Annotated in this window: 19 protein-coding genes; 12 read left to right on the forward strand and 7 right to left on the reverse strand. The window is 57.8% G+C overall.

Translation table 11 applies throughout. The features are described 5' to 3' along the window. Nucleotides 1–834 precede the first annotated feature (834 nt). The 3 genes from CKW18_RS21550 to CKW18_RS21560 form a co-directional block, all read right to left on the reverse strand. On the reverse strand, nucleotides 835–2,493 hold the full coding sequence (locus CKW18_RS21550) for a cation acetate symporter (protein WP_095190652.1): 1,659 nt from the start codon (nucleotides 2,491–2,493) through the stop codon (nucleotides 835–837). Then, nucleotides 2,490–2,801, reverse strand: coding sequence for a DUF485 domain-containing protein (locus tag CKW18_RS21555; RefSeq protein ID WP_047600264.1), 312 nt, complete (start codon nucleotides 2,799–2,801; stop codon nucleotides 2,490–2,492). The genes CKW18_RS21550 and CKW18_RS21555 overlap by 4 nt, the downstream gene beginning before the upstream one ends. A 241-nt stretch (nucleotides 2,802–3,042) precedes the next feature. Continuing rightward, complete coding sequence (locus CKW18_RS21560) at nucleotides 3,043–3,894, reverse strand: glycine betaine ABC transporter substrate-binding protein (protein WP_095190653.1); 852 nt, start codon at nucleotides 3,892–3,894, stop codon at nucleotides 3,043–3,045. Nucleotides 3,895–4,181: 287 nt separating this feature from the next. Here CKW18_RS21560 and CKW18_RS21570 point away from each other — a divergent pair, with 287 nt between their 5' ends. Further along, complete coding sequence (locus CKW18_RS21570) at nucleotides 4,182–5,777, forward strand: beta (1-6) glucans synthase (RefSeq protein WP_095190654.1); 1,596 nt, start codon at nucleotides 4,182–4,184, stop codon at nucleotides 5,775–5,777. Between the two features lie 97 nt (nucleotides 5,778–5,874). On the opposite strand, the gene CKW18_RS21575 is transcribed toward CKW18_RS21570, so the two are convergent. Then, nucleotides 5,875–6,243 carry a hypothetical protein gene (locus CKW18_RS21575; RefSeq protein WP_095190655.1) on the reverse strand — a complete coding sequence of 123 codons (369 nt, stop codon included), beginning with the start codon at nucleotides 6,241–6,243 and terminating at the stop codon, nucleotides 5,875–5,877. A gap of 224 nt (nucleotides 6,244–6,467) precedes the next feature. On the opposite strand from CKW18_RS21575, the gene CKW18_RS21580 reads away from it, so the two are divergent. From CKW18_RS21580 to CKW18_RS21610, 7 genes are all read left to right on the forward strand, one after another. Then, nucleotides 6,468–7,766, forward strand: coding sequence for a serine/threonine protein kinase (locus CKW18_RS21580; RefSeq protein ID WP_095190656.1), 1,299 nt, complete (start codon nucleotides 6,468–6,470; stop codon nucleotides 7,764–7,766). Further along, nucleotides 7,759–8,547, forward strand: a complete 789-nt coding sequence (locus CKW18_RS21585) for a VacJ family lipoprotein (RefSeq protein WP_095190657.1) — start codon at nucleotides 7,759–7,761, stop codon at nucleotides 8,545–8,547. Before CKW18_RS21580 ends, CKW18_RS21585 begins: the two co-directional genes overlap by 8 nt. A 642-nt stretch (nucleotides 8,548–9,189) precedes the next feature. Beyond that, on the forward strand, nucleotides 9,190–10,410 hold the full coding sequence (locus CKW18_RS21590; RefSeq protein ID WP_238156269.1) for an MFS transporter: 1,221 nt from the start codon (nucleotides 9,190–9,192) through the stop codon (nucleotides 10,408–10,410). Between the two features lie 115 nt (nucleotides 10,411–10,525). After that, nucleotides 10,526–11,725 carry a hypothetical protein gene (locus tag CKW18_RS21595; RefSeq protein WP_095190659.1) on the forward strand — a complete coding sequence of 400 codons (1,200 nt, stop codon included), beginning with the start codon at nucleotides 10,526–10,528 and terminating at the stop codon, nucleotides 11,723–11,725. 14 nt (nucleotides 11,726–11,739) lie between these two features. Further along, on the forward strand, nucleotides 11,740–13,599 hold the full coding sequence (locus CKW18_RS21600) for an aminotransferase class I/II-fold pyridoxal phosphate-dependent enzyme (RefSeq protein ID WP_095190660.1): 1,860 nt from the start codon (nucleotides 11,740–11,742) through the stop codon (nucleotides 13,597–13,599). Beyond that, nucleotides 13,586–14,260, forward strand: coding sequence for a formyltransferase family protein (locus CKW18_RS21605; protein WP_170947299.1), 675 nt, complete (start codon nucleotides 13,586–13,588; stop codon nucleotides 14,258–14,260). Before CKW18_RS21600 ends, CKW18_RS21605 begins: the two co-directional genes overlap by 14 nt. Nucleotides 14,261–14,333: 73 nt before the next feature. Beyond that, nucleotides 14,334–15,158 (forward strand): Cof-type HAD-IIB family hydrolase, encoded by an 825-nt coding sequence (locus tag CKW18_RS21610; protein ID WP_095190661.1) that lies wholly within the window; start codon nucleotides 14,334–14,336, stop codon nucleotides 15,156–15,158. Between the two features lie 15 nt (nucleotides 15,159–15,173). Here the strand turns inward: CKW18_RS21610 and CKW18_RS21615 are convergent, their stop codons facing one another. After that, entirely contained in the window at nucleotides 15,174–16,088 is a 915-nt protein-coding gene (locus tag CKW18_RS21615) for a DUF808 domain-containing protein (RefSeq protein ID WP_095190662.1), read from the reverse strand. 135 nt (nucleotides 16,089–16,223) lie between these two features. Between CKW18_RS21615 and CKW18_RS21620 the strand changes: the two genes are divergently transcribed. After that, nucleotides 16,224–16,829, forward strand: coding sequence for a TetR/AcrR family transcriptional regulator (locus CKW18_RS21620; RefSeq protein WP_007959290.1), 606 nt, complete (start codon nucleotides 16,224–16,226; stop codon nucleotides 16,827–16,829). A 113-nt stretch (nucleotides 16,830–16,942) separates the two neighbouring features. Here CKW18_RS21620 and CKW18_RS21625 read toward each other — a convergent pair whose 3' ends face one another. Then, nucleotides 16,943–17,401 (reverse strand): transposase, encoded by a 459-nt coding sequence (locus tag CKW18_RS21625; RefSeq protein ID WP_095190663.1) that lies wholly within the window; start codon nucleotides 17,399–17,401, stop codon nucleotides 16,943–16,945. A gap of 212 nt (nucleotides 17,402–17,613) precedes the next feature. Then, entirely contained in the window at nucleotides 17,614–18,054 is a 441-nt protein-coding gene (locus tag CKW18_RS21630) for a heme-binding protein (protein WP_095190664.1), read from the reverse strand. A gap of 268 nt (nucleotides 18,055–18,322) precedes the next feature. Here CKW18_RS21630 and gcl point away from each other — a divergent pair, with 268 nt between their 5' ends. The 3 genes from gcl to CKW18_RS21645 all read left to right on the forward strand — a co-directional run bounded on the left by gcl (nucleotide 18,323) and on the right by CKW18_RS21645 (nucleotide 22,073). Then, entirely contained in the window at nucleotides 18,323–20,098 is a 1,776-nt protein-coding gene (gene gcl, locus CKW18_RS21635; RefSeq protein ID WP_095190665.1) for a glyoxylate carboligase, read from the forward strand. A 140-nt stretch (nucleotides 20,099–20,238) separates the two neighbouring features. Further along, entirely contained in the window at nucleotides 20,239–21,021 is a 783-nt protein-coding gene (hyi, locus tag CKW18_RS21640; protein WP_095190666.1) for a hydroxypyruvate isomerase, read from the forward strand. Nucleotides 21,022–21,179: 158 nt separating this feature from the next. Then, the gene (locus CKW18_RS21645; protein WP_064594449.1) at nucleotides 21,180–22,073 is read left to right on the forward strand and encodes a 2-hydroxy-3-oxopropionate reductase; all 894 of its coding nucleotides are present in this window, start codon (nucleotides 21,180–21,182) and stop codon (nucleotides 22,071–22,073) included. Nucleotides 22,074–22,148 lie beyond the last annotated feature (75 nt).

The following is a 22,148-nucleotide window of genomic DNA, read 5'->3' on the forward strand; positions in this document are numbered from 1 at the left end:
CCGGGGGCATCGCCCACGGTTTGCTTCGCTGCACCTCCTCTCGATGTATGCGGCTTCGCCGCACGGCGCTGCGCGCCTGCCCCCCCCCCCCCCCCGGATGAACACCTACGCTCGGCCTGCCGATGGGCCTGGAGATCAAAAGCAACGTCAAGAGCCTTCGCGACGCGAAGCAAGATCAAAAGATCGTCCGATCGCGGCCCGAGCCTTCGGCAGCTCCTACATTGGAGTTGAGTACACCTGTCAGATATGGGTCGGCTGTCAGGCCGCCTTCGCGAGCAGGCTCGCTCCCACAATGGGGTTGAGTAGACCCGCCAGAGATTGGTCGGCTGTCAGGCCGCCATCGCTGGCAAGCCAGCTCCAGAAAGAGAATAAGAACACCCTGCATGCGGCAAAGCCGCCCCACTCAACACAATGAGCGCAAGCTCAAGTACCGCTCTTGATCTTGATCTCGGAGCCCGTCGGCAGGCTGAGTGAAGGGATTGATCCGGGGGTGGGAGCGCAGCGACCGTTTGGCGAAGCCAAACACATCGAGAGGAGGTGCAGCGCAGCAAACCGCAGGCGACTGCGCCCGGATCAATCCCGCAGCGAAGGGACCCGAGCCTAAGCGAGGGCCGTACGTCAGGGTAAAGCCCTTTTGGTTACTTTTGGCTGGGCCGGCATTCCGGGCGTTTGTCAAAAGTGACCCGCCGTCAGGGCGGAACCCTAAGCCGCCGTTACCGCAGCAACGGATATACACCCAATCAAAAAATACACACCAGAGCCCGATAACCGCCCACAAAAAATGCCCCGATCTCTCAACCGGGGCATTCACTAAAACGTCAAACCATCAAACCATCAGTGCGAAACCGCCCCACTCGCCCCCAACCCCGTCTGCGAACGCACAAACTGCGGGAAGAACAGCGCCCGCTCGTTATCCGCAGCCGCCGACTTGTCAGTGATCGAGAAGAACCAGATCCCAACAAACGCGATGATCATCGAGAACAACGCAGGATACTCGTAAGGGAAGATCGCCTTCTCATGATGCAGAATCTGCACCCAGATGGTCGGGCCAAGCACCATCAGGCCGACCGCACTCACCAGTCCCAGCCAGCCACCGATCATCGCACCGCGAGTAGTCAGCTTCTTCCAGTACATCGAAAGCAGCAGCACCGGGAAGTTGCAGCTCGCCGCGATCGAGAACGCCAGGCCAACCATGAACGCGATGTTCTGGCTTTCGAACAGGATACCCAGACCAATCGCCAGCACTGCCAAGGCAATGGTAGTGATCTTCGATACGCGGATCTCATCCTTCTCGTTTGCCTTGCCCTTCTTGATCACACTGGCATACAGGTCGTGAGACACCGCCGATGCACCGGCCAGGGTCAGACCCGCCACAACCGCCAGAATGGTCGCGAACGCTACAGCCGAAATGAAGCCGAGGAAGATGCTACCGCCGACGGCGTTGGCCAAGTGCACCGCCGCCATGTTGTTGCCGCCGAGTAGCGCGCCAGCAGCATCCTTGAAGGCAGGGTTGGTGCTGACCAGCAGGATCGCGCCGAAGCCGATGATGAAGGTCAGAATGTAGAAGTAGCCAATGAAACCGGTTGCGTACAGCACGCTCTTACGGGCTTCTTTAGCGTCGCTCACGGTGAAGAAGCGCATCAGAATGTGTGGCAGGCCAGCAGTACCGAACATCAGCGCCAGACCGAGGGAGAACGCCGAAACCGGATCTTTCACCAAGCCGCCAGGGCTCATGATCGCTTCACCTTTAGGGTGAACCTTGATCGCCTCGGAGAACAGCATGTTGAAGTCGAAGTTGACGTGCTTCATCACCATCAGCGCCATGAACGAGGCACCGGACAGCAACAGCACAGCCTTGATGATCTGCACCCAAGTGGTCGCCAGCATGCCGCCGAACAGCACGTACATGCACATCAGCACACCGACCAGAATCACCGCCACGTGGTAGTCCAGACCGAACAACAGTTGGATCAACTTGCCGGCACCAACCATTTGCGCGATCAGGTAGAACGCCACCACCACCAGCGAACCGCAGGCAGACAGGGTGCGAATCTGGGTTTGCCCGAGGCGGTAGGACGCCACGTCGGCAAAGGTGTATTTACCCAGGTTACGCAGACGCTCGGCGATCAGGAACAGAATGATCGGCCAGCCCACCAGAAAGCCGATCGAGTAGATCAGGCCATCGTAGCCGGAGGTGAACACCAGCGCTGAAATCCCCAGGAAGGACGCCGCCGACATGTAGTCACCGGCGATCGCCAGACCATTCTGGAAACCGGTGATCTTGCCGCCCGCCGCATAGTAGTCGGCCGCCGAGTTGTTTTTCTTCGAGGCCCAGTAGGTGATGTACAAGGTGGCGCCAACGAACGCCACGAACATCAGGATGGCTGGAATGTTCAGTGGCTGCTTGGCCACTGCGCCCGTCAAGGCGTCAGCCGCAAAAGCACACGGCGCGAAAGCTGCAACGGTCAATAGAGAAAGTAGACGCCGGATCATTGCTGAGCCTCCTTGAGAATCGCATTGTTCAGGTCGTCAAACTCGCCATTGGCGCGGCGCACGTAGATCCCGGTGAGGATGAATGCTGAAAGAATCAGTCCGACACCGATCGGAATGCCCCAGGTAATCGAGGATTCAGGACTGAGTTTGGCGCCCAGTATGTGCGGCCCGTAAGCGATCAGAAGGATGAAGCCAGAGTAGAGCCCGAGCATGATCGCCGAGAGTATCCAGGCGAACTTTTCCCTTTTTCGCACCAGCTCCTTGAATCGGGGACTGTTTTGAATCGAGAGGTAAATGCTGTCGTTCATTGTTTTTATCCTCGCAGCACAGATTATTGTTGGAACGTAGCTAATGTATGCGGCTGCGGGAGAGGTTCCAGACGACCTTAGTAGTAGAACGCCATGACACTTTTGCCAATTTCCGGTACGCCACAAAACAACTGTGGGAGCGAGCCTGCTCGCGAAGGCGTCAGATCAGTCGATATTTGCATCAACTGACAGATCGCATTCGCGAGCAGGCTCGCTCCCACAGGGTTAGGCGGTGAGGCTTTTATTTAGTCCAGTCAGCCACGCGATCCGGGTGTTTGGCTACCCAATCTTTCGCAGCAGCGTCGGGCTTGGCACCATCCTGAATCGCCAGCATCACTTCGCCGATTTCGTCTTTGGAAGCCCACTGGAAGTTCTTCAGGAACTTGGCCACTTCCGGCGCCTTGGCATCCAGCCCTTTGCTGCCGATGCTGTTCACGGTTTCAGCCGCGCCATACACGCCTTTCGGATCGTCGAGGAAGCGCAGTTTCCACTTGGCGAACATCCAGTGCGGCACCCAACCGGTGACGGCGATGGATTCATTTTTCTTCTCGGCACGGGTCAGCTCGGCGATCATGCCGGCGCCAGAACTGGCTTTGAGGGTGTATTTGTCGAGGCCGTAATCCTTGATCGCCTGATCAGTCTTGAGCATCACGCCTGAACCGGCATCAATGCCGACAATGCGATTCTTGAAGGTGTCGTCGGTTTTCAGGTCTTCGATGGACTTGGCTTTAACGTACTCCGGAACGATCAGGCCGATTTTCGCATCCTTGAAGTTCGGGCCGTAATCGACGACCTGATCCTTGTTCTTCGTCCAGTATTCGCCGTGGGTGACCGGCAGCCAGGCGGAGAGCATGGCGTCGAGTTTGCCGGTGGCCACACCTTGCCACATGATCCCGGTGGCGACGGCTTGCAGTTTCACGTCGTAGCCAAGTTTCTGCTTGATCACTTCGGCCGCCACGTGGGTGGTCGCGACGCTGTCGGACCAGCCGTCAACGTAACCGATGTTCAGGGTCTGTTTTTCAGCGCTGGCGAAAGTGGAGCTCATCGCAAGCGCCAGAGCGGCACCTGCGCCTAAAAGTCGTCGCATCTTCATCGTTACTTCCCCGAAATGCTGCGCCCGACGGATGACGGGCGGCGTCAACGTATTGTTATGGTGCACAGCGCCCCCATCACGCCTAATCGCAAACTCGGCCGGACATCAGTGGAGTACTGACGCTTTCGATCATCAACCTGACGCCCGAGGCGACCTGCTCTGTCAGCGACCTCAAGGCAACGAGAAACGACATCAGAAAGCCATTAATCGCACCTATATAAATGACGCCAGAAAATCCGCCCGAACTTTGCATGTCAAAACCATGCAAGCCACCAACCCCCTGCTAAATGCAGGTAACATGCGTCGCTTTGCAGCCACTCGGCCTGACCATGTCCGCGACGTCCCGCTTTGCTTTGCTTCCTTACATATTCGCCTGCCTGCTCGGCCTCTTCGGCCTTGGTGGCTTCTGGTACGGGCTGGGCAAACCGGTGAGCCTGCCGGACGCCGCCACCCCGACGCACAAGCTGCAGTGCGCGTCTTACACGCCGTTCGACAAAGACCAGTCGCCGTTCGACGTGCCGTTCAAGTTGCGTCCGGAGCGCATGGACGCCGACCTCGCCCTGCTGGCGACGCGCTTCGAATGCATCCGGACCTATTCGATGACAGGCCTCGAAGCGCTGCCGGATCTGGCGCGAAAACATGGCCTGAAATTGATGATCGGCGCCTGGGTCAACAGCAACCCGGTGGACACCGAGAAGGAAGTCGATCTGCTGATCCAATCGGCCAATGCCAACCCGGACGTGGTCAACGCGGTGATCGTCGGTAACGAAGCATTACTGCGTAAAGAAGTCACCGCCGCACAACTGGTCAGACTGATCACCAAAGTGAAGAGCCAGATCAAACAACCGGTCACCTATGCCGATGTCTGGGAGTTCTGGCTCAAACACCCGGAAGTCGCGCCGGCGGTGGATTTCCTGACCATTCACTTGCTGCCGTACTGGGAAGACGATCCGTCGAATATCGATGCGGCGCTGCAACACGTGGCGGATGTACGTCAGGTATTCGGCAACAAGTTCGCGCCCAAGGACGTGATGATTGGCGAAACCGGCTGGCCGAGCGAAGGCCGTCAGCGCGAGACCGCCCTGCCGAGCCGGGTCAACGAGGCCAAGTTCATTCGTGGTTTTGTCGCGATGGCCGAGAAAGAAGGCTGGCATTACAACCTGATCGAAGCGTTTGACCAGCCATGGAAACGCGCGAGTGAAGGTGCGGTCGGCGGTTATTGGGGCCTGTTCGATGCCGATCGCCAGGACAAGGGCGTACTCGCTGGCCCGGTAACGAATGTGCCGTACTGGAAACAATGGCTGGCGGTGGGTGGTTTGATTTTTCTTGGGACGCTGATTCTTGGCGGCCGCGTACGCACGACGCGTGCGGCGCTAGTGCTGCCAGTGTTGGGCGCCCTCGCCGCTTGTTCCATCGGTGCCTGGGGTGATCTGGCGCGAGTGACCACGCGGTTTGCCAGCGAGTGGTTGTGGGTGGGCTTGCTGACAGCGTTGAATCTGTTGGTGCTGGCGCATGCCGCGCTGACGCTGAGCGCACGTACCGGCTGGCGTGAACGGGCGTTCAATCTGCTGGAACGTCGCGCTGGGTGGCTCGTGGCAGCGGCAGGGTTCGCGGCGGCGGTGATGATGCTAGAGATGGTATTCGATGCGCGTTATCGCAGTTTTGCGAGCATGGCGTTTGTCGTGCCGGCGCTGGTTTACCTGTGCCGACCGGTCAACGTACCGCGTCGGGAGATTGCGCTGCTGACCTTTATCATCGGCGCCGGCATTGCGCCGCAGTTGTATGAAGAAGGATTGCTGAATCAGCAGGCCTGGGGTTGGGCGCTGGTGAGCTTGTTGATGGTCGCGGCACTGTGGCGCTGCCTTCGCGTCCGCACCCGCTGATCTTCAGCGTCTGTACTGGCCTCTTCGCGAGCAGGCTCGCTCCCACATTTGGAATGCATTCTCCTGTGGGAGCGGGCTTGCTCGCGAAGGCTGATTGTCAGGCGCTACGGGAGGCTCTGACCAGGCGCAGCCCGGCAATCACCACCGCAAACACCGCCAACGTCGTGTTGTACAACGCCAGCGCCGGCAGCCCGAACACCAACGCCAGCACCGCCAGCCACCACCCTGTCCGCCCCGGCACGACATAGCCAATCACCGCCGCACCCAGCGCCGCCCAGCCCAATACCTTGAAATGAATCATAAGCCCCAGGTTCGACCGTAGCTGACACTCCCAGCGACTGGTCTCATCAACGCAGATGCCGACCCACTGCCCATCCTCCATGAAGCCATAACGCGCGCCATAACTGGCGGCCAGCCATAACGGCAGCAAAACGAGCAGCAGAATCACGGGCAAGCGGCGGGACATGGAGCACTCCAATCAACGGAAATCGGCGGCCAGCTTAATCTGCCGCCCGCTATACGCAAGCGCTAACAACACTTAACTGGTCAGCCAAACCTTGCAAAGTGTATCGTCCAGCTACTATTACTCCGAATTCTGCCTGTTTGGTGCCGCAGCATGGCACTTTGGCGCAACCCCGGTGGTCATAGCCTGCGAACTTCATTCGGCACCTTCCTCTAAGGGATCTAGTCATGCTCCGTTCCTTGCGCTTCGCCGCGCTGTTCAGCGGCCTTATTTTGAGTGCGTCCGCACTGGCGGTGGATATCGACGCCGCCAGTTATGGCTATCCCCTGACCAACCCGTTCGAGGCGACCATCGCCACGACACCGCCGGACTTGCGCCCGGAGTTGCCGCTGGACGACGACATCAATCAGTCGGACCGCAGCGTCACCTTGCGCCCGGAACGCGAGTTCATCCTGCCGGACAATTTCTGGCCGGTGAAAAAGCTTACCTACCGCATCGCCGAACAGGACAAGCCAGCGCCGCTGATCTTCCTGATCGCCGGCACCGGCGCGCGCTACGACAGCACGCTCAACGAATACCTGAAAAAGCTCTACTACAAGGCCGGCTATCACGTCGTGCAGCTGTCGTCGCCAACCAGCTTCGACTTCATCAGCGCCGCCTCGCGCTTCGCCACGCCGGGTGTGACCAAGGAAGACGCCGAAGACATGTACCGTGTGATGCAGGCCGTGCGGGCGCAAAACCCGAAACTGCCGGTCACCGAGTACTACCTCACGGGCTATAGCCTCGGCGCTCTCGATGCTGCATTCGTCGCGCATCTGGACGAAACCCGTCGTAGCTTCAACTTCAAGAAAGTCCTGCTGCTCAATCCGCCGGTGAACCTCTACACCTCGATCACCAACCTCGACAAGCTGGTGCAGACCGAGGTCAAAGGCATCAACAACAGCACCACGTTCTATGAACTGGTGCTGTCCAAGTTGACCCGGTACTTCCAGCAGAAAGGCTATATCGACCTCAATGACGCCCTACTCTACGACTTCCAACAGTCCAAGCAGCATCTGAGCAACGAGCAGATGGCGATGCTGATCGGTACCTCGTTCCGCTTTTCGGCTGCCGACATCGCCTTCACTTCGGACCTGATCAACCGTCGAGGCCTGATCACCCCGCCGAAATTCCCGATCACCGAAGGCACCAGCCTGACGCCGTTCCTCAAGCGCGCGCTGCAATGCGACTTCGATTGCTACCTGACTGAACAAGTGATTCCGATGTGGCGCGCGCGCACCGACGGCGGCAGCCTGCTGCAACTGATCGACCAGGTCAGCCTGTACGCCCTGAAGGATTACCTGCACGACAGCCCGAAAATCGCCGTCATGCACAACGCCGACGACGTGATCCTCGGCCCGGGTGACCTCGGTTTCCTGCGCAAGACATTCGGCGATCGCCTGACCGTTTACCCACTGGGTGGCCATTGCGGCAACCTTAACTACCGCGTCAACAGCGACGCCATGCTGGAGTTCTTCCGTGGCTAAATATCTCCTGCTGATTGCAGCGTTACTCTGTGCAGGCGTGGCCCAGGCCGACAACAGCAAAGCCAATGCACCGGTGGTGGTCGACAGCGATGGCTTCAAGGAGCCGCTGTCCAAACTCAAGTTCAACCCGGGGCTGGATCAGCGCGAATTCGAGCGCTCGACGCTCAACGCACTGAACGTCTACGACCCACTGGAATCGTGGAACCGCCGGGTTTACCACTTCAACTACCGCTTCGACCAATGGGTGTTTCTGCCCGTGGTCGATGGTTACCGCTACGTCACACCGGGCTTCGTGCGCACCGGCGTGAGCAACTTCTTCAATAACCTTGGCGACGTGCCGAACCTGGTCAACAGCCTGCTGCAGTTCAAGGGCCAGCGTTCAATGGAAACCACTGCGCGCCTGCTGCTCAACACCACCATCGGCATCGCCGGCCTGTGGGACCCGGCGACCGCCATGGGCCTGCCGCGTCAGAACGAGGACTTCGGTCAGACCCTGGGCTTCTACGGCGTACCGGGCGGCGCCTACTTCGTCCTGCCGATCTTCGGCCCATCCAACCTGCGCGATACCGCAGGCCTGGCTGTCGACTACACCACCGAATCAGCGATCAACTTCCTCAACGTCTCGGAAGTCAGCTCCAACCACCCGGAAATCTGGGCCCTGCGCGCGGTCGACAAGCGCTACCAGACCAGCTTCCGCTATGGTCAGCTGAACTCACCATTCGAATACGAAAAAGTGCGCTACGTATACACCGAGTCACGCAAGCTGCAGATCGCCGAGTAACTGCTGCAAAGCGCTGGCAAGCACCGATTTGTGGGGGCTTGCCAGCGCCCCCGCCTCCCCCCCGCTGCCTCTTTCATGCCAGCACCCGGCGTCCGCCAGGGTAAAGACCGCCATTGCCGATTCGTCTATTAAATTGGGCGCCCTGCGCTTAACGAACTCGGGAGTGACAGCGATACGCGCATTCGAAATCGAACACAAAAATTTAAATGTGAATTTTTTATTAACATTTTGTGACGCTTTATGTAGACTCGGATCAACACTGCCAAGGAAGCAATGATGTGTTCAACGACAATCAAGGAATGATATCGGTCTCGCCCTATCCTCCCTCTCGACGCGTTTCTACCCGCCACTTACAGGTTGTCGGTAGCCGCGGACGTTATTATTCAATTTTCAGCGAAACTTGCGCATAGCGAGTTGCTCGCATGATGAGTAAAACATCCATCGACACGTTAAAACATGCCACTCGACTGGCATAACGCGCCGTGCATCTTCAAATAGATGCGGATGAAATACTACAGCGCGTGACTTTGGCAGTGCATTGATCAAACAACTTCAACCTGCACCAAATCAGAGGTTGAACTGCGGCCACCTTTAAATATGCATATTTCAATAAGAACCGGTATCCGTCGATATCTGTCCGAGATGCCACTGTTCATCTGGATATTGTTTATCGGCACCTTTGTCACCCGCGCAACATCAATGATGGTCTGGCCGTTTATCTCGATCGTGCTGTATACCCGATTTGGTTTCAGTGCGACATTTATCGGTCTGATCCTGACACTGTCCATCGCACTGTCATCGATCGTGAGTTTTTACAGCGGCTACCTGTCAGACAAGATCGGCCGCTTGAAAATCATCGTACTGGGCTGCGTCGTCGCTGCAACTTCTTATCTGCTGCTGGGTGTCAGCAGCAATGCGTATGGCTACATCGCAGGCACTTTGCTGGCGAACCTGTCGTGGGCGCTGGTCAACAACCCGATCAAAACCGTCATTGGCGATATCATCGAGTCACGGGCTCTGATCGAGCGCGCCATGCATCTGCGCTACTTTTTTTTGAATGCCGGAGCGGCGACCGGCCCCTATTTCGGCCTGAAATTGGGGATCTCCTCAGACTCTCTGTCGTTCGTGCTGGTGACAGCCTCCTACGTTCTGCTGCTGGTCAGCGTGCTGGTCTTCGGAAAAGGTGTGAGCCTTAAAGCGGTCAATACCACCAGCTTCAAAAGTACCATGGGCGTACTTGCGAAAGACCGTTTATTCCTGGCGCTGGTGATCAATAACATCATCATGATGTTCATCTTCGGCAGTTTTGACTCCAGCCTGCCGCAACTGATGGCTGCCCTGGCTTTCGACGGCTACCTGCCCTTTGTCGCTTCACTGATCGTCTTGCATGCCTCGACGATCGTCCTGCTGCAACTGCCGCTTGCCAGCGCCCTGTCATCGGTATCGTTGAATACCAAGATCTACCTGGGCTCGGCACTGCTGGTCATCAGCGAGGCGGTTTTTGCCTTGGCCGCGCATTTCTATGACGTCAAACCGCTGTGGTACAGCGCCGTACTGATCATGAGTATCAGCCAGACGTTGCTCTTTCCATGTATCAATATGTTTGTCGACAGCCTGGCCCCGCCGAACTTGCGCGGAGCCTACTTTGGCGCAGCCTCTTTATATAGCATCGGCTTTTCCCTTGCGCCGATTGTCGGCGGCGTGTTTATACAGAGACTCAGCGGAACGGCGCTTTATATATTCCTGACGCTTGCCAGCCTTCTGATGACGGCCATATTTATCGGCATCTTCCGGCACAAAAAAGCCATTGCTGAAACAGACGCTTCGGCGATCAACATCGAAACGGCGCCAGTGCATAACTGACCACTCGACACGAAGTTTCCATAGTTCCATCCCTGCGCACCAACAACGGTAGCGGGAAACTTCTTCGCCTCGAAAAAGTAAATTTCTCGAACTTCTCAACTATCAGGCAAACACCATGAATACGCCGATTTATGACCTCATCCTATGTGGTGCCGGACCCGCCAATATCTCGTTGTTACCTGATCTTATTCACAATGAACAGATACAACGCTGCCTGATACTTGAGAAATCCAAAACACTGGGCAGCGGCGAAATCGGTCAATACCGGATTACCGCCAACTCGCTTGGCGTGGTCTTTCTGGAAAAATTCCAGGACCGTACAGACGATCTGAGCCGCTTCCTGCAGAGCACAGCAGAATGGAAATATTTTTCCGAGCGGCGCACTGAAGCAGTTGAGCTGCACCACGTTGGGCGCTTCCTCGAACACATCGGCACTTACGTTACCGAGCATCAATCGCTCTACAAACGCTTCGAAATTTCCACTGAGTCGACGGTCTGCGAAGTTCGCCTGACCCCGCAAGGCCACTACCGCGTCAGTTACCTGCTCGATGGCCAGCGTGTAGAGGCGCTGTGCAAAAAGATCATCTTCAACATTGGCGGCCGGCTCAATCAAGCCACCGTGCAGCACCCGCATCACAACATCAACTCGGACGCACTGCTCAAGGGCACGTACGACCAGGCATTGAAAAGTGGCGCATACAAGAACCTGACCATCGTTGGTTCTTCGCACAGCGCCATTTCCTGCCTGATTCGTCTGGTTGAACAGCTGGATTTCCCAGGCACCATCACGTTGCTGACCAAACGCGATTTCAAACTGTTCTTTGACTCCCCAGCCTCCGCCCGCGAGCAAGACTATCCGTTTGTCGATGCCGATATTTGCCAGGCAAGTCAAAGGGTCAACCGCTATTCGGGCCTGCGCTACGACTCGTTTGAATTCGCCCGCAAGATCAAACAAGGGCTGATCCGCAATCTCGACATCGTGGACATAGCGCACGCCTCTACCGATCAGGTGCAGGGTCTGATCGCACGATCCGATTTGCTGATTCACAGCACCGGGTACAAGGCCGGGCTGGTGCCCTTGCTGGATGTCGACGGCACACCACTGGAACTTCAACAGGACGACTTCGGGCTGCTCACCAACGCGCAACTCAATCCGATCACTCGCGAGGGTCGGGTGCTGGAAAACTTCCACTCATTCGGCCTCGGTGCCGGGATCAAGACCGGTGGCGACAGCGGTGGCGAGGAGAGCTTTCGCGGCAGGATCGACGGCGTATGGGTCTACCAGCACGTGGTGCCCGGACTCATCTTTCATTAAATAAGGAAATGACAATGAACAACCAGACAGCCATCATTCTGTGTGCCGGACGCGGAAGTCGCCTGGGCAAGCGCACGCGCCACACGCCGAAGCCGTTGGTGAAGACCAACAATATCGCCTTCATCGACAATGCCCTGAACAACCTCCGAACGTTGGGTATCACCAACGTGGTGGTGGTGGTCGGCTATCAGTCCGAAACCATTACCGCTCACCTTCGGGCAATGGACACCGCCATCAACTTTGAGTTTGTCAGCAACCCGGACTGGGCCACGACCAACAACATCTACTCGCTGTATCTGGCGCGCGAGCACATTACCGCAAACACGCTGATCATCGAGGGCGACATTTATTTCTCGGCCTCCAGCCTGCAACAGCTTCTGCAAAAACCCGGTGACCTGATCGCCCTGGTGTCGCCGCTCGGCAAGAACATGGAGGGCACCTACGCCGTGCTCGAGGGAGACCATTTGCAGGGTTTCGGCTCAACCAAGGACATCGGCCACCAAGCGCATGACGGCCAATACAAGACCGTCAACCTGTACCAGATCGGATCAACCACGTTCGCCGAGCACGTCAAAAAACAACTCGCCAGTAACGTGCGCAAAGACAACGTCAACGCCTACTACGAAGACGTGTTCAAAAAAGCCTCGCTTGAGGGCAAGTGGGATATTCAGACGGTCATCGTGCCGACCACCGAATGGTATGAAGTCGACACTTATTACGACCTGAAGGTCTGCAACTACATTTCCAGTCTTGATCGTCTGGGCTTCGTACAAAACCGCCACGGCGGTTACTGGCGCTACCCGATGCTCGACTTCGCCCTGATCTACAACTTCCACTTCCCGCCACAGCAGATGAAAGACAAGATCAGGGACAACTTCGATCACATCCTCCTGAACTACCCTGGCGGCAGAAAGCTCATCGAAGAGTCGCTCAGCGAATTCCTCGGTGTCTCCGCAAGGCACCTGTGCATCGCCAATGGTGCGGCGGAAATCATCAAATTGCTGCCGTCCGTCTATACCGGCAGCGCGTTGGTGACAGTACCGTCCTTCAACGAATACGCGAACGTGTTCGGTGAGCAGCGCACGCTCTGCCACTACACGCGAGAAGAGGATGACTTCGCTATCGACATCGACGCGTTGCTCGCCAGCTGCCGGCAGCAGCGTCCCGAGGTAGTGATCATCGAGTCGCCCAACAACCCGACTGGCGCCCTGACGCCCGCCTCGGCGCTGGCTTCGCTTGCTGTTCAGTTGCTGGAACTGGACATCTCGCTGATCGTCGATGAGTCGTTCCTCGACTTCTCTAACCATGCCAGCAGCACCATGCTCAATGTGCTCGACGACCATCCCAACCTGGTGGTGATTCGCAGCATGAGCAAAACGTTCGGTATCGGCGGAATTCGCATCGGTTACCTGGCCAGTGCCAACCGGACATTGATGGCGCTGATCAATTCGCTGCTGCCGATCTGGAACATCAACGGCTTTGCCGAAGAGTTCCTGTTGCATCTGCCCCAGTATCAACAGGAATACCTGGCCAGTTGCCAACAAGTGATCAACGACACTCGCGCGTTTCAACAGGCGCTGAACGCGATCGACGGCATCAGCGGTTTCGAGACTGAAGCAAACTTCATTTACTGCAAGACCCATCACGCCGACGCCCAGACCATTTCCCGGTTGTTGCTGGACGAGCACCACATGTACATCAAGGAGTGCTCGGGCAAGCGCAATGACGATTCCGATAAGTATTTCCGGATCTCCTGCCGTACGCCTGACGAAAACGCCCGTTTGATCCAGGCCCTGACTTGCGTGATGCAGGATCTGGCATCACTGAAACAAACCAGCAGCCAACCGAAGGAGAGCACCGTTGAACTTGCCTAAGAAGGTAGTGATTTGCGGCAAGGGCGAACTGGCCATTTTCGCCTGTGAGTATTTCAACGCGTCCCCCGACCATACGGTGTCGTACGTGGTGGCCGATCCTTTCGAGCCGGTCAGCACTGAACGCACGTTGATCCAGTATTGCCGGGAGCAAGGGATCGAAGTGGTCGAAAGCGGCTTGATCGAAGACTTGCCCGGTTATGCCGACGGCACGTTCGCCTGTGACATCTGCCTGGTGATTTTCCACAAGAGAATTTTGCCCAAGCGCTACATCGATTGCTGCGCGAAAATCATCAACCTGCACCTTTCCTACCTGCCGAAATACCGCGGCGTACGTCCGGTCAACTGGGCACTGAAGAATGGCGAGCGGATGCACGGCGCGACGTTGCACGAGATCAGCGAGGGCATCGACGAAGGGCCGATCCTCAATCAGGTAGCCTTCAACATCTACCCCGAGTTCGAAGAAGTGATCGACACCTATACCCGCGCGATGGGCTATGCCCGGCAGTTGCTGGTGGATACCTTGCCGCTGATCGAGCGCATCGTCGCGGTCCCGCAGAAACATGCCGACATGAGCATCTACTACGAAAAGGACAATCTCCGGCTGGAAGAGCGGATGACCTTCACCAAAGCACAATCAGAGAAACTGCGCGAACGACAGTAACCTTTGCGGCGCCGCTCGGTTGCTTGCGCACGCGGCAATCGGGTCGGCGGGCGATCCCTTCGAAGGAGCCATCATGTACTTGCTTATTGCCTCTGACCTGGACGGCACGCTGCTGCTGCCAGGCGGTACGTTCGGTGCTTTTACCAAAAGCGTGATTCACAGCCTGAACCACGCCGGCCATCACATCGTGCTGGCTACCGGTCGACACCAGACAGACGTCGAGTCGTTGCTCGACAGTCAGTCGCTGCCGGTTCATTTGATCACGTCCAATGGTGCGCGCATTTCCAGCGCCTGCGGTGGGCTTGCACTGAGCGAAGAGTTACCGGCCAGCGTCGTCCAGACACTGCTGGAGGAAACGCGAGGAGACGCGGATCTGACCATCAACCTTTACTGCCAGTCCAGTTGGTTGATGAGCCGCGAAGACGAAAACCTCAAGGACTTCAGCCAGAATCCAGCCTTTCAGCCGGTGATCTGCGCGTCCGAAAGCCTGCCGTTGACCGCCGTGCAGAAGGTGTTTTTCTTTCAGCGGAACAAGGATCACGGCGCCCTGCTCAGGTTGCAGACACGGCTGAACCAACTGCTGGGCGATCAGATCAGCACTGTCTTCACCTTCCCATGGTGTCTGGAGGTCATGACCCGAGACGTCTCCAAGGGCAATGCCTTGAAACAGCTCGCCGACTTCCTGAACGTGCCCGTGCAGGCATGCATCGCGTTTGGCGACGGATTGAACGACGCCGACATGTTGTCCGGCGTCGGCAAAGGGGTGCTCATGGGTAACGCGCATGCCGAGTTGATGCAGGCGCTTCCCGACGCGGAGGTCATTGGCCCGTGCACGGATGAAGCCGTCGCGCAGTACCTGTGGAACCATTTGCTACAGAACGCTACCGTCCCGGCATGATCAAGCGCGGGCGTTTTATGCCCGCGCAGCCTTCCACAGTTTGCCAACCAGGCTCACAGCAAGTAACACCACGCCACCGGCAATAATCCCCACCACCCCGTTGAGCAACATCGGCACTGCAAACCCGGCAGCGCCCGCCGCCGCGCCAACACCCTCAATCCAGTGCCCCACCACCGGTACGCCATGGGTCAGGATGCCACCACCGACCAGAAACATTGCCGCGGTGCCCACCACCGACAGGGTTTTCATCATGTACGGTGCCGCGACCAGGATGCCGTTACCGATTTTTTTGGCGATCTGCCCAGGCTTCTGCGTCAGCCAGAGACCGAGATCGTCGAGCTTGACGATACCGGCCACCAGACCGTAAACGCCCACGGTCATGACGATGGCGATGCCTGACATCACGATCACTTGCTGGGACAGCGAAGCAGTAGCCACGGTGCCGAGGGTGATCGCGATGATTTCTGCCGAGAGAATGAAGTCAGTGCGGATCGCACCTTTGATCTTGTCCTTCTCGTACGCCACCAGATCGGTTGCCGGATCGGCCACCGCTTCGGTCAGTTGCGCATGCTCGGCGTCATCTTCCGCCTTGCTGTGGAGAAACTTGTGCGCCAGCTTCTCGAAACCCTCGAAACACAGATACGCGCCACCGACCATCAACAGCGGCGTTACCAGCCACGGCACGAACGCACTGATCGCCAGTGCCGATGGCACCAGGATCAGTTTGTTGACGAACGAACCTTTGGCCACTGCCCAGACAACCGGGATTTCTCGTTCGGCGCGTACGCCGGAGACTTGCTGGGCATTCAGCGCCAAGTCGTCACCGAGCACGCCTGCGGTCTTCTTGGCGGCCATTTTGGTCATCAACGCAACGTCATCCAGAACGGTGGCGATGTCGTCGATCAGCACCAGCAAACTGCTTCCTGCCATGAATCCTGTTTCCTTTTATGTATGAATGGTGCGAAGCATAACGCGACCACTGACCACACGGGGCATTCTTGAGCGCCGCGCGAGGCCGGTGCTACCATGCGCAACCGCCAGAACAGGCAAGGAACCACCGGGTTTATGAGCACAATCCGCGAGCGCAACAAAGAACTGATCCTGCGTGCCGCCAGTGAGGAGTTTGCCGACAAGGGCTTCGCTGCGACCAAAACCAGCGACATCGCCGCCAAGGCAGGATTGCCCAAGCCCAACGTCTACTACTACTTCAAGTCCAAGGAAAACCTCTACCGCGAGGTGCTGGAAAGTATCATCGTGCCGATTCTGCAGGCGTCGACCCCGTTCAATCCGGACGGCGTGCCGAGCGAAGTCCTCAGCGGCTACATCCGCTCGAAAATCCGCATCTCCCGCGACCTGCCCTTCGCCTCCAAAGTGTTCGCCAGCGAAATCATGCACGGCGCCCCACACCTGAGCGCCGACCTGGTCGAACAGCTCAACGGCCAGGCCAAACACAACATCGACTGCATCCAGACCTGGATCGACCGCGGCCAGATCGCCCCGATCGACCCCAACCATCTGATGTTCAGCATCTGGGCCGCGACCCAGACCTACGCCGACTTCGACTGGCAGATCTCAGCGGTGACCGGTAAGGACAAGCTGGACGAGGCGGACTATGAAGCGGCGGCGCAGACGATTATCCGTTTGGTGCTGAAGGGGTGTGAGCCGGACTGAGACACTGCGGCAACTGCCTCGCGAGCGGCTCGCTCCCACATTGGGTCTTTGGTGTTCACAAATTCCCTGTGGGAGCGAGCCTGCTCGCGAATGGCAGCAACACAGAATTATGTTCAGATCCAAATAGCATCCCACAGCGGATAATCCCCAAGCGTCTCAACCAGACCAGCCCGCAACGGGTTGGCCACGATATACCGAGCCAGCTTCACCAGATCTTCTTCTTTGCGCAGCGCACGATCATGAAAGCCTGATTGCCAAAGACTGGTATTTCGACCGGTCGAGAGATTCACGGCTTTGGTGCTGAGGGATTTGGTTCGTTGCATCAACTCACCTAGCGAACCGCGCTTCAATTCAATCAGCCAGTGAAAATGATCTGGCATGACAACCCAGGCCAACGAGTTGGCAAGTCCCCTTTCTTCTGCGACGCGAAACTGGCTGACGACCAATCGACCCAGTTTAAAGTCACCGAAAACAGGCAGCCTTCCTGCAGTATTGGTAGTCAGTAGGTAGATGCGGTTGTGTTCGGAGTAGCGGCCAATGCGCAAGCGATGTGAAGCTGATAAATCCGGCATTCCTTTGCCTTCCTCATGCTGAGTTCATGAAGAGGCTAGTTCTGGGAATGGTGGAAGGTGTGGCAAGGTTTTTAGCAGATATGTATTCAAGATCGCCTTCGCGAGCAGGCTCGCTCCCACAGGGGGCTCGAAGGCATTCAGACATTTTGTGTCTGACTACGATCCTGTAGGAGTAAGCCTGCTCGCGATAGCGGTTAATCAGGCGCTAAAGATCAAGCCGCCACCCCCGCATCCGCCTTCAAATCCAGCGCCTGCACCGCTTTGATCGCCACCTGCTCATCAACATCCGACAGATCGCCACTGATCCCGATCGCCCCCAACACCTCCCCCGCCTGATCACGGATCAACACACCGCCCGGTGCCGGCACGACGCTGCCCTGCCCCATGCTGTTGAGCGCGGCGATGAAGGCCGGGCGTTGTTGGGCGTCCAGGGCCAGCAGACGCGAGCCTTTGCCCAGGGCGATGGCGCCCCAGGCTTTGCCGATGGCGATTTGCGGGCGCAGCAGGCTGGCGCCGTCTTCGCGTTGCAGGGTGATCAGGTGGCCGCCGGTATCGAGTACCGCGATGGTCAGCGGCGCGGCGGAGATGGCCCGCCCTGCGCTGATGGCTTCATTGACCAGGTTGACTGCGACTTTCAAGGTTAAAGCGCTCATGGTGCCGTCCTCATTTTGTTATAGGGAACATCGTGGGACTGCGCGTTTGTGCCGCAGTCCGATGCAACAAATAGAACACAATAAGTTATTTTTTTGTATACAATAATTCTCGAAAAGCGCCACATGCGACGAAAAGCCACAGTAGAAACGGCTTCCGACAAATGAAACAGCCGCTTGAGAAAATGGATTGACCTGCGCCGTCCGCCGTGAATACACTCTGCGAAAAGCCACTTGTATACAATTACAAAACGTAAAGAGGCACAAAACCATGAGCAAAATGAGAGCAATCGAAGCCGCCGTTCTGGTGATGCGCCGTGAAGGGGTTGATACCGCTTTTGGCATTCCAGGCGCTGCCATCAACCCGCTGTACTCCGCCTTGCAGAAAGTCGGTGGCATCGATCACGTCCTCGCTCGCCACGTTGAAGGCGCCTCGCACATGGCCGAGGGCTACACCCGCACCAAGGCCGGCAACATCGGCGTGTGCATCGGGACTTCCGGCCCTGCCGGTACCGATATGGTCACCGGGCTCTACAGCGCCTCGGCCGACTCGATTCCCATCCTCTGCATTACCGGCCAGGCACCCCGCGCCCGTATGCACAAGGAAGACTTCCAGGCGGTCGACATCACCAGCATCGTCAAGCCAGTCACCAAGTGGGCGACCACTGTTCTGGAGCCGGGCCAAGTGCCGTACGCGTTCCAGAAAGCGTTCTTTGAAATGCGCTCCGGCCGTCCAGGCCCTGTGCTGATCGATCTGCCGTTCGACGTGCAGATGGCCGAAATCGAATTCGACATCGACGCTTACCAGCCTCTGCCGCTGGCCAAGCCGACCGCCACCCGCGTTCAGGTCGAGAAGGCTTTGGCCCTGCTCGATCAGGCCGAGCGTCCATTGCTGGTAGCCGGTGGTGGCATCATCAACGCCGACGCCAGCGACTTGCTGGTCGAGTTCGCCGAATTGACCGGCATCCCGGTCATCCCGACCCTGATGGGCTGGGGCACCATCCCGGACGATCACCCGTTGATGGTCGGCATGGTCGGTCTGCAGACTTCGCACCGCTACGGCAACGCCACCATGCTCAAATCCGACGTGGTGCTGGGCATCGGTAACCGTTGGGCCAACCGTCACACCGGTTCGGTTGACGTGTACACCGAAGGCCGCAAGTTCATTCACATCGACATCGAAGGCACGCAGATCGGTCGTGTGTTCACGCCGGATCTGGGCATCGTGTCTGACGCGGCTGCCGCGCTGACCGTGTTCATCGAAGTCGCCCGTGAGTGGCAAGCCGCCGGCAAGCTGAAAAACCGCAGTGCCTGGCTGCAGGATTGCCAGCAGCGCAAAGCCAGCCTGCATCGCAAAACCCACTTCGACAACGTGCCGGTGAAACCACAGCGCGTTTACGAAGAAATGAATCAGGTGTTCGGCAAGGACACCTGCTACGTCAGCACCATTGGTCTGTCGCAGATTGCCGGCGCGCAGTTCCTGCACGTCTACAAGCCGCGTCACTGGATCAACTGCGGCCAGGCAGGCCCGTTGGGCTGGACCATTCCGGCAGCGCTGGGCGTGGTCAAGGCCGATCCGAACCGTAAAGTCGTGGCCCTGTCGGGGGATTATGATTTCCAGTTCATGATCGAAGAACTGGCGGTCGGCGCTCAGTTCAAACTGCCTTACATCCACGTCGTGGTGAACAACTCGTACCTGGGCCTGATCCGTCAGGCACAGCGCGGGTTCGAAATGGACTACTGCGTGCAGCTGTCCTTCGATAACCTGAACGCGCCGGAACTCAATGGTTACGGTGTTGACCACGTCGCAGTCGCCGAAGGCCTCGGTTGCAAGGCGCTGCGTGTGTTCGAACCATCGGAAATCGCCCCTGCCCTGCGCAAGGCCGAACAGATGATCGAAGAGTTCAAGGTGCCGGTGATCGTCGAGATCATTCTGGAGCGTGTGACCAACATCTCCATGGGTACCGAGATCAACGCCGTCAACGAGTTCGAAGACCTGGCGCTGGTCGGCAACGATGCGCCAACGGCGATTTCGCTGCTTGATTAACTGCTGACCGCTCTCCTTGTGGGAGCGAGCCTGCTCGCGAAGACGGCTTCATATCCAACACCGATGTTGGCTGACAGACCGCTTTCGCGAGCAGGCTCGCTCCCACAAGGGGAACCTCACAAGATTTACGGGAGACCACCATGCCGCGTTTCGCAGCCAACCTGTCCATGCTGTTCACCGAACAGGATTTCCTTGCCCGTTTCGACGCCGCCGCCAAGGCCGGTTTCAGTGGTGTGGAATACCTGTTCCCGTACGACTTCAACTCTGCCGAAATCAAGGCCAGGCTCGACGCCAACGGTCTGACCCAAGTGCTGTTCAACCTGCCGGCCGGTGACTGGGCCAAGGGCGAGCGCGGTATCGCCTGCCTGCCGGATCGGGTTGAAGAGTTCCGCGCCGGGGTCGATCTGGCCATTGCCTACGCACAAGTGCTGGGCAACACCCAGATCAACTGCCTGGCCGGTATCCGTCCGCAAGGCGTGGACGATGCCACCGTGGAAAAAACCTTCGTCGCCAACCTCAAGTACGCCGCCGACAAGCTGCAAGCCGTCGGCATCAAACTGGTGATGGAAGCGATCAACACCAGCGACATTCCGGGCTTCTACCTGAATAACACGGCGCAAGCCCTGTCGATTCGCGAGCAGGTCGGCAGCGCCAATCTGTTCCTGCAATACGACATCTATCACATGCAAATCATGGAAGGCGATCTGGCCCGTACCCTGCAATCGCACCTGGGCGAGATCAACCATGTGCAGCTCGCGGACAACCCGGGGCGCAACGAACCAGGCACCGGTGAAATCAACTACCGCTTCCTGTTCGAACACCTCGACCGCATTGGTTATCAGGGTTGGGTCGGCTGTGAATACAAGCCGCTGACCACCACCGAAGCAGGTCTGGGCTGGCTGAAAACCCATAACGCAATTTAAGAACAACGCAAAACCTGTGGGAGCGGGCTTGCTCGCGAAGAGGCCGGCACATTCACCATCAGTGGCGCCTGGCATACCGCATTCGCGAGCAGGCTCGCTCCCACATAAAAGCAGCTCTCCTATTTGCTTGAGCAAGACAAAAACAAGAGGATTTTCTCATGGCTAAAATCGGATTTATCGGCACCGGCATCATGGGCCACCCAATGGCGGCGAACCTGCAGAAAGCCGGTCACAGCCTGTTCCTGTCAGCGCACCACGACGCCGCGCCTGCCGACCTGGTGGCCGCTGGCGCCGTCGCGTTGGCGAACCCGCGCGAAGTGGCGCAGGAAGCCGAGTTCATCATCGTCATGGTCCCGGATACCCCGCAGGTCGATGACGTGCTGTTCCGCGCCGACGGCGTGGCTGCCGGTATCGGCAAAGGCAAAGTCGTCATCGACATGAGCTCGATCTCGCCGACCGCCACCAAGGCGTTCGCCGCCAAGATCAACGAAAAAGGCGCGCAGTACCTCGACGCACCGGTATCCGGCGGTGAAGTCGGCGCCAAAGCCGCAACGCTGAGCATCATGGTCGGTGGCGACGCCGATGCCTTCGAACGCGCGCTGCCGCTGTTCCAGGCCATGGGCAAGAACATCACGCTGGTCGGCGGCAATGGCGACGGTCAGACCGCGAAAGTGGCAAACCAGATCATCGTTGCCCTGAACATTCAGGCCGTCGCTGAAGCTTTGCTGTTCGCTTCGAAAAACGGTGCGGATCCAGCCAAGGTGCGTGAAGCGCTGATGGGTGGTTTCGCCTCCTCGAAGATCCTCGAAGTACACGGCGAGCGCATGATCAAAGGCACCTTCGATCCGGGCTTCCGTATCAGCCTGCACCAGAAGGACCTGAACCTGGCCCTGCAAGGTGCCAAGGAGCTGAACATCAATCTGCCGAACACTGCCAACGCCCAGCAAGTGTTCAGCACCTGCGCGGCCATCGGTGGCAGCAACTGGGACCACTCGGCGCTGATCAAGGGTCTGGAACACATGGCCAACTTCTCGATTCGCGACAAAAAATAAGCCCTGCACAAAACCCTGTGGGAGCGAGCCTGCTCGCGAAAGCGGTTGCACATTCAACATCCATGTTGGCTGACA

The sequence above is a fragment of the Pseudomonas sp. Irchel 3E19 genome (assembly GCF_900187585.1).
In the GTDB taxonomy this organism is placed as follows: domain Bacteria; phylum Pseudomonadota; class Gammaproteobacteria; order Pseudomonadales; family Pseudomonadaceae; genus Aquipseudomonas; species Aquipseudomonas baetica.